Genomic DNA, 14,288 nt, shown 5'->3' with positions numbered 1-14,288 from the left:
ACAGGATCGAGGCTGCCTCGCTTGACGTGCAACGAGAAATCTTCCGGCGGCAAGCGGGAGCAGGATTATCTCTCAGCCACCGATGCTTGCGACGCTTGATCGGTGATAGGCCGACAATAACGCTCAGCTATGGTTCCCAGGGCTGCGCGTTCCCCTCCAGGTCAGTCGGTGACCTCGACGGCCTCCCCGAACATGATGCGGTATAGCGATTTGCCGGTTCCGTCGGTGATCTCGACCGAGTGGGAGAGATTGAGGTGGCCTTGCCGGACATTCTCCGAGGCGATCGACCTAGCATCTGTCTCGGCCGCTTCGACAGCGACCGCAAGGCTCGGAAGGTCGCGGCCTTCCTGATCTCGAGTTTCGACACTGTTGTGCAAATGAAAGAAGAACCGCATTTTTTTATAGCTCTCCGCTTGATTGGAGGTCTGATGAGAGTGACGCGCCGATAATTCGGGGGCGAGGACGCGTCCTTCATGGCAATGCGAAGTGGGATAGCTCGTTCCGCGACTTTGCAACGGGCTAATATATATCAACACGAATTAATGAGGTTATGCTGAAGAACACGCCTAAGATTTTTTGATCGCCGGCAACCTACTGCGCGCCGGCGCCAGAGAGACTTCGATGAGCTCCCGCGCGAAGCAGGAGCTTCATCATGTCCTGGGTCCTGACAATAATTCTGATCGTTTTAGCGTTCTTCTTGTGCGCATCTGGCCTGTGCGAATGGGTGGCGAGGCGTATAGGTCGATCGCCTAAACGGCTTCGCGAGGTTGGCCGGGATCAGACAGGATCCAGACCGGCGGAATGGGATTACTGAGCGAAGCTAGACGCCTGAGGGCGTCTATCGTGGAGCCCCTCGGTGCGGGTAAGTACGCTTGGGCCTCAAGAACGGGCAGGCGTTCGTCGAGTTTGATCCAGGTTGTGGTCGCAATCACCTTGATTGTTATGGTGCATCCTCACCACTGGAGTGCTCCTCATCGTGACTAAATGGATCGTCACCATTGCGGTACTGGCCGGAGTCATTTGCGCCGCTCTCCTTCTGGCAGAATGGCTATGGCGGAGCCGGGTTCGCGCTGCGCGCAAGTCGAGAAAGATAATTCCTTTGGACGACTAGGAATTGCGCATGGCCGACCCGCTCCCTGATCGCGCTGAAGCGATCATCGACGACTTCGCTCAGCGCCACGGCCTTACATCGGCTCAACCTCCTTGACGGCGGGCAGTCGAACCGGCCAAGGCACTCGGTCATGCGGAAGAAGGATCTCGGCGCGCCGTCGGACGAGATCGGGCCATGGCGGGCAAGACACCAGGCGCCGCAGCGCAAGCATCTGTTCGATCGGATCAAAGGTGTTGTCCCAGGCAGCCACGCGAGCACGCGTCCCGAGTCTTGACGATCGAACCGCAAGTTCTGCCGTCGTGCGCGCCGACCGACCAAGGCACGGCGCGCGGCCCTCGCGCACGCTGGCCGCTACTGCCGCGGCGCGCGATGCGCTTCGGAGTGCCGCGAGCCGTACCCGCGCTCAAAGCGGCGGTCCGGGATCACCCAGGCGAGAGAAACCGCGATGTAAAGCGCGATGGCGACCCATGGCGAGACGAAGGCCGCGGGGATGCCGAGGCCGTAGCAAAAGAAGCTGATCCATTCCTTCCTGCGCGAGCCGACCACGGCCCGAATTCGCGACTCCGTGCCTTCCGCGAGGATCAGCTCACGTTCAAGCCAGATGTATCCCAGCGCCGCCATTACCGTCACCGCACCGTAAGCCGCAACCGGTTGCGGAGTGATCCCTGCGAGGCCGATCCACCGGATCACGAATGGCATCAAGGTCAGCCAGAAAAGGAGGAACAGGTTCGCCCAGAGCGCACGTCCGTTCACTCGGCTGGCAGTAGAAAGCATATGGTGGTGGTTGGTCCAGAAGATGCCGATATTGATATAGGCAAGCGCATACGCGACGAGCAGCGGAATCGCGGGCCGAATTGCGTGCCAAGCGTCGGTGGCGGGAACGCGCAGATCGAGGACCATGATGGTCAGGGCGATCGCCAGCACCGCGTCGGTGACGGCCATCAGCCGGTCGGTCTTCATGGCGAGCACCCCGATGAATTGAAGTTGCTATCCTGACCGCTCGCGCGCGGACGCGCATTGACGCCTGTCAACGGCATCTCCGGCTCTCCCGCTGCCGCCGCCTGCAAATGCTGCCGGGTAGCATGCGACTCACTGCGGACGTTACGGGGCTCCGACGACAGGAGTCCCATTTCAGCGCTGTTCGCTCGGGGTGCGGCGGGCGCGGGAGCCAGCACACGAATTCACCGACGCGGGCCGCGCGAGAGCCGCCAGGCCCGCAACAACATCCATGCTGCGGTCCAGACCATACCGACGGTCGCCGGGAGGATCACCAGTATGGGGACCAGCACGGTCACCACCGCGGCGGCGATCAGCCCGAGACCGAGCGACAGAGCGACTCTGCGCTCCGTCGCGGGGAGAGGGCGAACACCGCTGATGACTGCGCCGCTTTGGCTTCCGAAGGACAGCGCGCTCGCCGCCAAGGCGCGGGCACCGCTTTGCCGACGAACCGGCGGACGCGCAGTTGCGGGGCGGACCTGGCCCAGCGTGAGGACTACCTCGGTCGAATTGCGAAGGTCCGCCAGGAAGGTCGCTTCCAGCGCGCGTGCGAATTCCGTGTCCTCTATCAACAGGTCGAGCTCGTAATTGGCCCCCCAGCTTGTGAGGTTGAGGTTCGTCGAACCGACCCGGGCCCAGCGGCCATCATAGACCGCGGTCTTGGCGTGAAGCATCGTGCCGTTCCATTCGAACACGCGAATGCCGGCTTCGAGCAGCGGCCGGTAATGGGCTCGCGTGAGCGCCTGTGCCACTGGGACATCGCTTGATCCGGGCACGAGCAAGCGAACGTCTACACCGTCGTCGGCGGCGTCGACCAGGGTGCGGAGGAAGCTGGGCGTGGCTACGAAATAGGCGTCGGTCAGCCACAGATTGCGGCGTGCGACACAGGCGATCAACTGGTCGACACGGTAGGTCTGGTACCGTCCCGGCGATTCACCGAGCACGCGAATTGGCGCGCTCCCCGGCGAAGCGAGGCGGACGCGCGCCTCGGCGGCCGTGATGCACCCTCCCGCCGCTCCCCAGCTTTCGGCGAAGGCCCGGTCGATGTCGGCCACTGCCGGGCCCTCCACTGCCACTCCGGTGTCGCGCCAAGGCGCTTTCCCCTTCTTGGGATCTCCGAGCCAGATATCTGCGATGCACAGTCCCGACACGAAACCAATCTCGCCATCGATGGTGATGACCTTGCGATGGTCGCGGTGAAGCCAGGCGAAGGGCATGGACAGACGTGGGGGATTGTAGCGGCGCACCTCGACGCCGGCATCGCGCAGCCTCGACCAGTAAGCCGATGAGGTCCAGGCGAAGCTGCCCAACCAGTCGTGGAGGAGCCGAACTGTTACCCCGGCCTGCGCCCGGGCGATCAGGGCGTCCGCGAACAGCCGCCCCAGCGAATCGTCGGCGACGATGTAATTCTCGAAGTGGATCCGCTTCTGCGCGGTAGAGATCGCCTTCAGCCAAGCCGGATAATTCTGTTCCGCGTCAAGCAGGAGGCGGATCGAATTACCCGCCGTCAGCCGGCTTCCGGTGATACGGTCGAAAGCGCGGCTGAAGACGCCTTCGCCGGAGCCGACCGACTCGTCGAGGCGATCAGCCATGATCGGCCCGCCTTCGCGCCTTTAATTGCTGGTCCAAGGCACGCACAGTTTCCAGGCCCCTTGAGATCTCATTTGATCGGCGGCGACGGCCGGCGAGCCCGCTGCTCATCTGCCGGCCGCATGCGGCATCGGCAGGCGGGTGAAACTGACGGTCGTCAACGCAGCGAGCTCCGCCCCCGCAGGCTGGCCAGCGAGTCCGTCAGGCAAATGCATCGGCTAACAGGGAACTGAGGGCAGGGGGGAATACCGCGTCGTCACCCGCTTTCCGGCTCAGCGGTCACGGCGACGAGATCCCATCCCCGAGCCGACGGTCCACTCGAACTTGCGCCACGTCCGGAACCGGACCGTCAGCTGGCGGCCATGCCGGAACGATGCCACCCGTTGAACAGCGTGCGGTTGACTGTTGAATTCGAATCCCAGACCGGGTATCGAACTCAGGTCGCAAAGGCGTCATTTTAAAGGGAAATTTTCACGTGGCTCCAAACGTGGGCCTGGAAGAGTAGAGTGTGATTTCGTTTGTTGTGATTCAAGCATTTACTGCCTGAGTTCGAATCCCACCCTCTCCGCCAGAAGCTGACCGCTATATCGCAGACAATGGCCTCTGACGCAGCACACAGCGCACGCCTGCGCGCACTCCGTGTGACGCGATGTAACCTGCCGATTACCGTAATTTACTTACGAGCAGACTCTCTCTGGCGGAAATCCTCCCGCCTGGATTACTGGCGCCGGTACGCTTTGCCTGCGCTGCTCGCAGAGCTTACGAAGACACTATGGGGAACATAACAATGAGGATCGTCATCCTGCACACGGTCGGGGGTTCGGGCACATCGTCACGCAAGCGCCAGCAGACAACTCGTCTTGGGGCACAGGCCATCTCGGCCCTGCTACTCACCACGTCGACTGTCGCCTTCGCCCAGGATCCGGTCGCTGAGACCGATGTCGAGGAAACCAGCCAGCAGGAAGGCTCGGCCGCCGAAGTCGCTCGGAATACGATCGTCGTCACCGGCACGGCGACACCTGTCGAGCGCCAGAAGATCGGTAACACGCTGACGGTCATCGAAGGCGAAACCATCGAGACCAAGCGCACCGCTTACCTGCAAGACATCCTCCGCGAAGTTCCTGGCCTGGCCGTGAACCAGAGCGGCTCGTTCGGCTCGCTGACACAGGTCCGCATCCGCGGTGCGGACGGCAATCACGTGCTGGTGTTGATAGACGGCATCGAGGTCTCCGCCGTCGGCTCGGGTGAGTTCGACTTCTCGTCGCTCCTCGCCAACAACATCGACCGGGTGGAAGTCCTGCGCGGTCCGCAGAGCGGCCTCTACGGTTCGAACGCCCTAGCCGGCGTCATCAATGTCATCACCAAGGGCGGCGATGGCCCGTCGCTTGATGGCTTGCTTGAATACGGCTCGTTCGACAGCGTGTTTGGCCGGGGTGCCCTCACCGTCGGAGACCGCGAGACGTTTGTCTCGGCGAATGCGATCTATCGCCAGACCGATGGCGTCAGCTCCGCAGCGATCGGAACCGAGCCGGACGGCGATAAGAACCTGACCCTCTACTTGCGCGGCGGCGCCAAGCTTGCTGACATCGCGCGGATCGACGGCACACTGCGGTTTGTCGACAAGGACACCGATACCGATGGCTTCGACTTCTCTGGCGGCCCCAACCAGGGCCTCGCCATCGATGACGACAGCTATTCGAACACCGAAGATTGGTCCGGCGGGCTCGCTCTTACTGTCGAACCGATCGACCGCTGGGAGAACGTCTTTTCGGTCGCTTACTCCCATGACAATAGCGTCGGCGGAGCAGGCGGTTTCGACATTTTCGGCAGCGAGGGCGAGCGGCTCAACCTCTCGGCGAGGAGCACGATCGGCTTCGATACGCCGTCATTCGCGAACGCCACCCACCATGTAACCGTGTTCGTCGAGCATGAGGAAGAAGGCTACCGCAACACCTTCCCGTTCGATCCGAGCCAGGAAGCCCGCCAGGAGCGCAGCCTGCTAGGCTATGGCGCCGAATATCGCCTCGACCTATTCGACAGCCTGTTCCTGCGCGGTGCCATTCGGCACGACGAGAACGACGATTTCGAGGACGCCACGACCTACAGCGTCTCGGGGTCCTGGGTGTTGGGCTCGACCCGATTGCACGCCAGTTACGGCACCGGTGTGACCAACCCGACCTTCACCGAGCAGTTCGGCTACATTCCAGGAGAATTCGTCGGCAACCCGGACTTGTTGCCTGAACGGGCCAAGGGCTTCGACTTTGGTGTCGAACAGCGCCTGTTCGACGACAAGCTTCTGTTCGATGCGACCTACTTCAACTCGACGCTCAGGGACGAGATCATCAGCGTCTATCCCTCGGTCGAGAACGACCTGGGCGAAAGCAACCGTGAGGGCATCGAACTGGCGGCGCGGGTCAACCTCGGCTCGATAAGCTTCGGCGGCAGTTACACTTATCTCGATGCCACCGACCCTGACGGCGGCGAGGAAGTTCGCCGACCAAAAAACCAGGCCAGCTTCGACGTCACGGGCCGCTTCGGATCTGAGGACCGGGTGAGTGTCAGCGCCGGCCTGATCTATAACGGCGAGATGCTCGACGTCGATTACCGCAACTACTTCACCAATGGCTTCGTCGCGGAAAAGTCGCCGCTCGAAGCCCACACTGTGGTGCGGCTAGCCGGCTCCTACAAGCTCAATGAATCGGTCGAGTTCTTCGCCCGGTTGGAGAACGCCCTCGACGCCGATTACGAGGAAGCTCTCAGCTATGGTGCGCCGGGAAGGGCCGTCTACGGCGGTTTAAGGTTCGTCCTTCCCTAGGCGGTCGCGAGACATAAAAAGGCGCCATATCGGCAGGTACAAGGCGCGCTGCTGTGGTGCCAAACGTTGGAGTCTCAAGCGCGCCAATGAGTTAAGCCGCGACAGATCAGAAGCGATGCCGTGACGAGCGCGTCACTGGATATTGCCGTCTCGCCAATTTGTAATATGGCATAGCGAACTTTTCAGGAGAGCTGTCATGAAGTTTGAACGGATCAACCCGCTGACTGGCGACGTAGCGTCGTCGGCTGCTGCTATGAAGGCGGGAGACGTTCCGGCGATCGCCGCAAAGGCCCAGGAGGGGTTTTTGGTGTGGTCGCAGATGGGCCCGAACGCTCGCCGCGCGGTGCTGATGAAGGCGGCCGCCGCGCTGGAAGCGAAAAAGGAGGAATTCGTCGCTGCGATGATGGGTGAGATCGGCGCCACTGCCGGGTGGGCCATGTTCAACCTCGGCCTGGCGGCTTCGATGGTGCGAGAGGCCGCGGCGATTACCACTCAGATCAATGGCGAGGTGATCCCGTCGGACAAGCCCGGTTGCATGGCGCTGGCCTTGCGCGAACCGGTGGGCGTGATGTTGGGCATCGCACCGTGGAATGCGCCGATCATCCTTGGCGTGCGCGCGATCGCCGTGCCGCTGGCTTGTGGCAACAGCGTGATCCTGAAGGCGAGCGAAAGCTGTCCTCGCACTCACGCGCTGATCATCGAGGCCTTTGCCGAGGCCGGCTTCCCCGAAGGCGTGGTCAACGTCGTCACCAATGCGCCGGCTGACGCTGCCGAAGTGGTGGGCGCGCTGATCGATGCACCGCAAGTGAAGCGGATCAACTTCACCGGATCCACGGCAGTGGGCAAGGTCATCGCCAAGCGCGCGGCCGAGCACCTCAAGCCCGCCCTGCTGGAACTGGGCGGCAAGGCGCCGTTGATCGTGCTCGAAGATGCCGATCTCGACGAGGCGGTAAAGGCGGCTGCATTCGGGGCCTACATGAACCAGGGTCAGATCTGCATGTCGACCGAGCGGATCATCGTGGTCGACGCAGTGGCAGACGCGTTTGCGGAGCGCTTCAAGGCCAAAGTCTCCACCATGGCGGTGGGCGATCCGCGCGATGGCAATACGCCGCTCGGCGCCGTCGTGGACCGCAAGACGGTCGAACATTGCTATGCCCTGATCGAGGATGCCGTGGCCAACGGCGCTGAGCTGCTGACCGGTGGTGAGACCACGCACAACGTGCTGATGCCGGCTCATCTGGTGGACAAGGTCACGCCTGACATGAAGCTGTTCCGCGACGAAAGCTTCGGTCCGGTGGTGGGCATCACCCGCGCTCGTGACGAGGCGCACGCGATCGAACTGGCGAACGACACCCAATACGGCCTGTCCGCCTCGGTCTTCACCCGTGACACGGCCCGCGGCCTAAAGGTGGCGAGGCAAATTCAGTCCGGCATCTGCCACGTCAACGGCCCCACCGTGCATGACGAGGCGCAGATGCCGTTCGGCGGCACGAAGGCGAGCGGCTATGGCCGTTTCGGCGGCAGGGCGGGGATCGACGCCTTCACGGAACTGCGCTGGATCACCATCGAGACCCAGCCAGGGCATTACCCTATCTGAAGACGGACGATGCGGGCGGGACGTGAGTCTCGCCCGCCTCACCAAACGTGACCGGGGGACCGCGCGCGCCTTCGCCCTCCACTATAATTGTTCCGGAATTCTGCCGAGGCCGCGCTGCCCTTGGTGGCCGCGGCACCTCACTTCGCAAAAAGATCTTCTTTATCAGTGGTGTATCCGGCTGAATCCACAGATGCACTACGTCATGATTCAAGTTTGGGTACATGGCAAAAGCCTGCGTCGAAAGTGACGTAACGTTACCCAAAATATAGCTGGATCATTGCATTTTTGAATCGTTGTTCGGCGTCAATATGTAAGTACTGATGGTGCGGTCTGCCCTGAATTTGCCAGGGATATACCCATTTTACCTCACCCCGGTGGCGGGCATTGCCTGTTTTACCTTTTGTTCCGATCAAATATCGAGCGCCTGACTTTCGGCCGCTGGGAGGAGCGGACACGAAAGCAGAAGGAGAGGAGTCGTGGTGCGAGCCTCGACGATGCATTCCGACCATCTGGCGGCAGACAGCCTGTTCCAATTGGCCACACATCATCTGGGTTGCCCAATGGCTGTTCTGAGCCAGCACAAGGCTCAGAGCGAACAGGCAAACGTCTTGGCCGTTTTCAACATGGGCGACGAATTGGCCCATGGCATCGCTCACTCGATCCACCATGCTGCGGCATTCGATCATTGGCTGCCGGAAGCCACTGCGCCGCTGTGCGAACCGTTTGACATCGAGAAGGAGTATCTGCCCGAGGCGGCACGCGGCGGCGGACGTTTCACTTTCGTCTGCCAGGTAGAGCCGTCGTTCTTCCTGGCCTTGTCGGTGTGTCGTCTCGACCCCGAACCCTATTCGATGCGGGTCCTGGCAGCGCAGGAGATTCGCGGCTGGGTCGAAGCGCATCTGCGATTGCTATGGCAGTCGAAGCGGGATCGCGGGCGTGCGGATGTCATGGCCCAGACGCTGGACCTGTTCGACTTCGGAACCTTCCTGCTCGATCCGGAAGGCAACATCATCTTCGCCAATGACCGAGCCTGGCAGTTGCTCGAGCTGGGCGAAGGGCTGCGGCGCGCGGGCCAGTCGGTGACGGCGACCGACTTCGATAACGCGGTGCGGCTGCAAAGCGCGATCCACCATCTCTCCCATCATGAAGAAGGGACGAGTTGCGAGGTCGACTCATCGCTGATGCTGATGCACCGGACCAACGCCCGCCCACTGGTGGCCGTGTTGTCGCGGCTGGCGGAGACGGAGCCCGGAAACGGCGGAGCGGCGACAGCGCTCTATGTCGTTGATCCCGACGTCGATACGGGCCCCTTGGCGATGGCCCTGTGCCGCGCTTACGGTCTGACCGCTACCGAGGCTGGCCTGGTGATCAAGTTGGTGGGCGGGCTGACGATCGATGCTGCCGCGCGCGACATGCGGATACAGACCCAGACGGCGCGTGCCTATTTAAAACAGATCTTTGCGAAGACCGATACGCACCGTCAGGCCGACCTCGTGCGGGTCATCCTTGGCGGCGTCATTCGCATCAGGGCGTCGGCCGCGCTCCCCCCTCAAATGGGGGTAATGATTCTCCCCGCTTGAGGGCAGTGCGAGCACTCGTCTGGGGCTAAGTCACGCATTCGGAAGGGGATAGTATTGCAGTGCTGCGACATCGGAACGGGCGAGGGTGTCGCCGAGTGCCTTGTTTCAAACCGCAAAGGATCCCAACATGAGACATCTCTTGCTATTGACCGCCTCGATCGGTGCAGTCGCACTCGCCTCGGGAGCCGCGCTGGCTCAAACCGCCGACGTAGGCGGAGCCTTGGCTACCGCCGACAACGGCGCTACGGCAACGGCGACCGACAGCTCTGCCGACACCACCACGGACAACTCGAACTCGAGCGATTCCTCGGGCCTCGGCTCGGCCAACAATGGTGGCACCTCCGCTGTAACGACGGACATCGACGCAAGCGACAACAGCGACAACAGCGACAACAGCAACAACAGCGACTCTAGCGGTCTCGGGTCTGCCAATAATGGCGGCACCTCAGCGGTAACGACCGACGTCGATGCAAGCGATAGCAGCAACAGCAGCGATTCAAGCGGCCTTGCTTCCGCCAACAACGGTGCCACTTCGAACTTCGCGGTTGATGCCCATGACGAAAGCAACAACAGCGATTCAAGTGGCCTTGCTTCCGCCAATAATGGCGGCACCTCGAACTTCGCCGTCGACGCTCATGATGAGAGCGACAATAGCGATAACAGCAACAACAGCGATTCGAGTGGGCTTGCTTCCGCGAACAACGGCGGCACTTCGAACTTCGCCCTTGATGCTCATGACGAGAGCAACAACAGCGATTCAAGCGGCATCGGCTCCGCCAATAACGGTGGCACGTCGAACTTTGCCGTGGCTGTTGATGCGAGTGACAACAGTAACAACAGCGACGCCAGTGGCGTCGGTGCGGCCAACAATGGCGGGACCGCCACCACCACCTACACCACGCTGACCACGGCTTCGACGCTGGCCGGCTCGGTGACGGGCGGCGAGGTCTATTTCTGGCAACCCGCAAGCGGCGGTAACGCCGGCATTGGCGGCGACGGCTCAGGCGGCGCGGCCGATAACGGCGGTACCGGTGGAGCAGGCGGCACTGGCGGTACCGGTGGCGACGGCGGCGACGCCGGCTCGCCGGTCATGTCCTGGGACGTCGCATTCGACAACGGCGCGTTCTCGAACTTCGCCGGCCTGAACGCGATGAACGTCAACACGGGTGTGTTCGCTTCGCAGAACGCCAGCATCAACGTGGGTGCGAACATCGGCACGTTCACTGTTGGACAATAAGCATTGGAAAGACCGGCCGCCTTCGTGGCGGCCGGTCCTTTTTCGCCTCATATGCGAAGGAGGGACACGCCCGTGACCCGCTCCCATTTGCTCGCGGCCGGGATTGTGATTTCCGGCCTTCTTCATGCTGGACCCGCACTCGCTTCCGACGAACCGGATCCGGCCGCCAACACCCAGAGCGTTCTGGACGAACCGAAAGCCGCTCCGGCAGAAGCGATCTCCAACGCTGAGATCACCAGCGAACTCGCTGCCGTGCTGGCCAAACCATTCGCAACCGCCGCTGTCGCCGACGACACTCGGCTTGCTCAAGTCAACGGGATGGCTGACCTCAACGTCCTGGAGCAGAACATCAACGTCAGGAACACCAGCACCGTTTCGGGGAACATCATCAACGGTGACCCGACGACAGGAACCATCTCGATCGACGGCGCTTCCTTCGGTGGCTTCAACGGTCTGGCGATGGTCAATGCCAACACTGGCAACAACGTCTCAATCAACTCGGCGATGAACGTAAATGTCGCCATCCAACCATAGGACCGCCTGCGTACTGGCGGTTAGTCTGATGCTGACAGCTTGTGCCGATAATCCAGTGCGGCCGACAGGCAGCACTCTGAGTTTGGCCAGCGGCGACTATGCCTTGCCGACCAAGAGCATGGTCGAGCGCCGGTATCTTACCGTCGTGCGGCAGCAATACGATTTCAGCTGTGGGTCAGCCGCGCTCGCGACCCTGTTGCGCTACCATTACGGCGATCTTCAGAACGAACAGACGATCTTCGTCGGCATGTGGAAGGAGGGAGACCGCGCGCAGATCAGGCGGCTGGGCTTCTCGCTGCTCGACATGAAGCGCTACTTGAACGCGAGGGGCATCAAGGCTGACGGCTATGTCGTGACCCTGGCCGATATCGAGCGAACCGGCATCCCCGGCATCGCGCTGATCGATATGAAAGGGTACAAGCATTTCGTCGTCATCAAGGGCGTGGAGAACGGCCAGGTCCTGATTGGCGACCCTTCGCTCGGCATCCGTCTGATTGATGAAGAACAGTTTGCCCCCATGTGGAACGGCATCCTGTTCGCGCTCTCCGACGCGCCCGAGCGCGGCAAGAGCAGCTTCGGGCGCGAAGAGGAGTGGAACCTCGTGGCGCGTAGCCGGGCTACCATACTGATGGAGCCAGCCAGCCTGCAGGCGCTATGGCTGACCCGCGCGCCGCCCTATCCGGTCGAGATGTAGGAGGCAGCCGTGTTTACGAGGCGCTTCAAGCGATGGTGCATCTGCGGAGGCCTGCTCCTCGGCTCGGCCGCCCCTGGGTGGTCGCCGGCCTTGCACGCCGAAACATCGCCGTTCCCGGCCCAGGCACGCGTAACCGATGAAGAGCTCGATGGGATGCGCGGCGGTTTCGTATTGCCGAACGGAATGGATGTGGCGGTGGGTATCGACATTCAGACCCTGGTGAACGGGGCCCTGGCGCTGCGCACCGTGCTCAATACCGCCGACACCGGGCTTCCGTTGGTGTTCACTGGAACGGGTGGCGCGACGTCGGCCGCTGCAGACGAGGGCACGGTCACCACCGTTCCTGGCGTCGGAGTGGTTCGTGTCGTGGACGGCCCGGCTCCGCCGGCGGAGGCCGGCAGCGGACAGCAACAGATTGAGCTCACCCCCAACGGTCCAGCAGTTCAGACCGCGGCGGGATCCGTCCAACTGGCAAAGGACGAAACTGGATCAATAGTGGTACTAAGCGGCAATTCCCTTGAATTACGTCATATTATCGGTAACTTCACCGGCACTCTCATTGCCAACACAGCAAATGACAGATCGATAGATACTGTAGTTACACTCAATATCGATCTGAGGAATTCGGCGGTACCGGTCGGTAACGCGATGCTCCGTTGGGAATCGGTTGCGGCCGATATAGTGGGTCGTAGCGTTCGTTGATCCCGACCCGGTCGCCGGGGAGATGTCGATGAGAGGGTTGCTAACCGGCACGTCGCTGCTGATCGCCATAATACCCATGCCGGCGCTAGCGCAGGCTAACACGCCGGCATCCGAAGCCTCTCCCGAGGCATCCGAGTTGGCCCGGCTCCAAGAGCAGATCGCAACGGAGCGCCGCGCGCTTCAGGAACAGCGCGAAGTTCTCGATGCGCAGGAGCAGCGCCTCCTGCTGCTCGAAGAAGCGCTGCTCGACAAGATGCGCGGTGCCGGTGTGCAGACTGTTCGGTCTGCGGAGGCAGCGCCGGGTGTGCAGAGCGCGCGTCTGGCCCAGGCCGCATCCGCGGCGCAAGCGCCACCAGCTGCACCGACCTCTGCCGCCCAACAAGCCGACGAAAGCGTTTCGAGCGTTGGTGAGGCTCCGGCCGAACGCCCGATCCAGGAAGTTGCTGTGCTGGCCGACCAAGGCAGCGTGCTCACCCGCGCGGGCCGGATCACGATCGAACCGACGTTCGAATATGCCCGCGTCGACCGCAACCGCTTCGTCTTCCGCGGTATCGAGATCCCGCAGTCGGTCCTGGTGGGCGTGTTCGACATCAACGAAAGCCGCCAGGACGTGCTCAGCGCCGCCATCGTTGGCCGGTTCGGGGTGACGAGCAGTTTCGAGATCGGCGCCAAGGTTCCCTGGATCTACCGCGAGGATGCCGCGGTCCTGATCCCGCTCGTCCAGAACCCACCGCAGTCGGGAGCGGGCACGATCAACACGTCCGCGAAGGGCAAGGGGCTTGGCGACGTCGAACTGATGGCGCGCTACCAGTTGACCAATGGCACCGGCGGCTGGCCGTTCCTGACCGCCAATGTCAACGTGGTGGTCCCGACCGGGACGAGCCCGTTCGAGGTCCCGCGCGACGCGCTTGGCAACGCGACCGAGTCCGCGACGGGCTTCGGCTTCTGGAGCGTCCAGCCCAGTGTCACCGTCTTGACGCCCACCGATCCGGCCACGCTGTTCGGCGTGCTCGGCTGGAACTACAACCGGGGCAAGGACGTGAACACGCGCATCAGCGACGCGCAGATCGATCACGTCACTCCCGGCTCCGGGCCCAACGCGACTGCCGGCATCGGCCTGGCACTCAACGAGCGCACTTCGATCAGCTTCGCTTATGCCCACAACTGGGTCTTCTCGACCGAAAGCATTGTGCGGCCGATCACCGTTCGCAACGGGATCCCGACAGTGGGTGATCCTATCGTGACCAAAACTCGCGACCTCCAGATCGGGCGCTTCCTGTTTGGCGTGAGCTATCGGCTCAACGAGCGCACGATGATCAATTGGACGGTTGAAATGGGAGTGACCGACGACGCCTCCGACCTGCGGACGAGCTTGCGGATTCCGTTCAATTTCAACTGAGCGGCGGCGGGGAGCGGGCGCACGGCGACGCGC

The 14,288-nt window shown here is 62.2% G+C and carries 11 protein-coding genes; 8 read left to right on the top strand and 3 right to left on the bottom strand.

The features are described 5' to 3' along the window. Window positions 1-161: 161 nt before the first annotated feature. The 3 genes from ASD76_RS08205 to ASD76_RS08195 form a co-directional block, all read right to left on the bottom strand. Complete coding sequence (locus tag ASD76_RS08205) at window positions 162-395, bottom strand: DUF6894 family protein (RefSeq protein ID WP_055921003.1); 234 nt, start codon at window positions 393-395, stop codon at window positions 162-164. A 1,067-nt stretch (window positions 396-1,462) separates the two neighbouring features. Beyond that, window positions 1,463-2,071 carry a TMEM175 family protein gene (locus ASD76_RS08200; protein ID WP_055921000.1) on the bottom strand — a complete coding sequence of 203 codons (609 nt, stop codon included), beginning with the start codon at window positions 2,069-2,071 and terminating at the stop codon, window positions 1,463-1,465. 221 nt (window positions 2,072-2,292) lie between these two features. Then, on the bottom strand, window positions 2,293-3,699 hold the full coding sequence (locus tag ASD76_RS08195; RefSeq protein WP_082553678.1) for a phospholipase D-like domain-containing protein: 1,407 nt from the start codon (window positions 3,697-3,699) through the stop codon (window positions 2,293-2,295). Between the two features lie 785 nt (window positions 3,700-4,484). Here ASD76_RS08195 and ASD76_RS08190 point away from each other — a divergent pair. From ASD76_RS08190 to ASD76_RS18600, 8 genes are all read left to right on the top strand, one after another. Further along, complete coding sequence (locus ASD76_RS08190) at window positions 4,485-6,512, top strand: TonB-dependent receptor plug domain-containing protein (RefSeq protein ID WP_055920998.1); 2,028 nt, start codon at window positions 4,485-4,487, stop codon at window positions 6,510-6,512. Window positions 6,513-6,708: 196 nt separating this feature from the next. Next, complete coding sequence (locus ASD76_RS08185; RefSeq protein ID WP_055920994.1) at window positions 6,709-8,109, top strand: aldehyde dehydrogenase; 1,401 nt, start codon at window positions 6,709-6,711, stop codon at window positions 8,107-8,109. A 560-nt stretch (window positions 8,110-8,669) separates the two neighbouring features. After that, on the top strand, window positions 8,670-9,689 hold the full coding sequence (locus ASD76_RS08180; protein WP_055920991.1) for a helix-turn-helix transcriptional regulator: 1,020 nt from the start codon (window positions 8,670-8,672) through the stop codon (window positions 9,687-9,689). A 127-nt stretch (window positions 9,690-9,816) separates the two neighbouring features. Next, window positions 9,817-10,926, top strand: a complete 1,110-nt coding sequence (locus tag ASD76_RS18195; RefSeq protein WP_156457592.1) for a hypothetical protein — start codon at window positions 9,817-9,819, stop codon at window positions 10,924-10,926. A gap of 72 nt (window positions 10,927-10,998) precedes the next feature. Then, window positions 10,999-11,460, top strand: coding sequence for a hypothetical protein (locus tag ASD76_RS08170; RefSeq protein WP_055920983.1), 462 nt, complete (start codon window positions 10,999-11,001; stop codon window positions 11,458-11,460). Between the two features lie 28 nt (window positions 11,461-11,488). Beyond that, a complete protein-coding gene (locus ASD76_RS08165) occupies window positions 11,489-12,154 on the top strand; it encodes a C39 family peptidase (protein WP_082553673.1) in 666 nt (221 codons plus the stop codon). Window positions 12,155-12,244: 90 nt separating this feature from the next. After that, entirely contained in the window at window positions 12,245-12,856 is a 612-nt protein-coding gene (locus ASD76_RS08160; protein WP_156457591.1) for a hypothetical protein, read from the top strand. 28 nt (window positions 12,857-12,884) lie between these two features. Then, window positions 12,885-14,255 (top strand): hypothetical protein, encoded by a 1,371-nt coding sequence (locus ASD76_RS18600; RefSeq protein ID WP_156457590.1) that lies wholly within the window; start codon window positions 12,885-12,887, stop codon window positions 14,253-14,255. Window positions 14,256-14,288: the final 33 nt, after the last annotated feature.

Source organism: Altererythrobacter sp. Root672, assembly GCF_001427865.1.
In the GTDB taxonomy this organism is placed as follows: Bacteria; Pseudomonadota; Alphaproteobacteria; order Sphingomonadales; family Sphingomonadaceae; genus Croceibacterium_A.
This window is presented reverse-complemented; position numbering and strand designations above follow the sequence as displayed.

What these genes read in the sequence shown, in the direction of transcription:
- ASD76_RS08205 (WP_055921003.1), bottom strand. Translation starts at nt 395, where the DNA reads ATGCGGTTCTTCTTTCATTTGCACAACAGTGTCGAAACTCGAGATCAG.
- ASD76_RS08200 (WP_055921000.1), bottom strand. Translation starts at nt 2,071, where the DNA reads ATGAAGACCGACCGGCTGATGGCCGTCACCGACGCGGTGCTGGCGATC.
- ASD76_RS08195 (WP_082553678.1), bottom strand. Translation starts at nt 3,699, where the DNA reads ATGGCTGATCGCCTCGACGAGTCGGTCGGCTCCGGCGAAGGCGTCTTC.
- ASD76_RS08190 (WP_055920998.1), top strand. Translation starts at nt 4,485, where the DNA reads ATGAGGATCGTCATCCTGCACACGGTCGGGGGTTCGGGCACATCGTCA.
- ASD76_RS08185 (WP_055920994.1), top strand. Translation starts at nt 6,709, where the DNA reads ATGAAGTTTGAACGGATCAACCCGCTGACTGGCGACGTAGCGTCGTCG.
- ASD76_RS08180 (WP_055920991.1), top strand. Translation starts at nt 8,670, where the DNA reads ATGGCTGTTCTGAGCCAGCACAAGGCTCAGAGCGAACAGGCAAACGTC.
- ASD76_RS18195 (WP_156457592.1), top strand. Translation starts at nt 9,817, where the DNA reads ATGAGACATCTCTTGCTATTGACCGCCTCGATCGGTGCAGTCGCACTC.
- ASD76_RS08165 (WP_082553673.1), top strand. Translation starts at nt 11,489, where the DNA reads ATGCTGACAGCTTGTGCCGATAATCCAGTGCGGCCGACAGGCAGCACT.
- ASD76_RS18600 (WP_156457590.1), top strand. Translation starts at nt 12,885, where the DNA reads ATGAGAGGGTTGCTAACCGGCACGTCGCTGCTGATCGCCATAATACCC.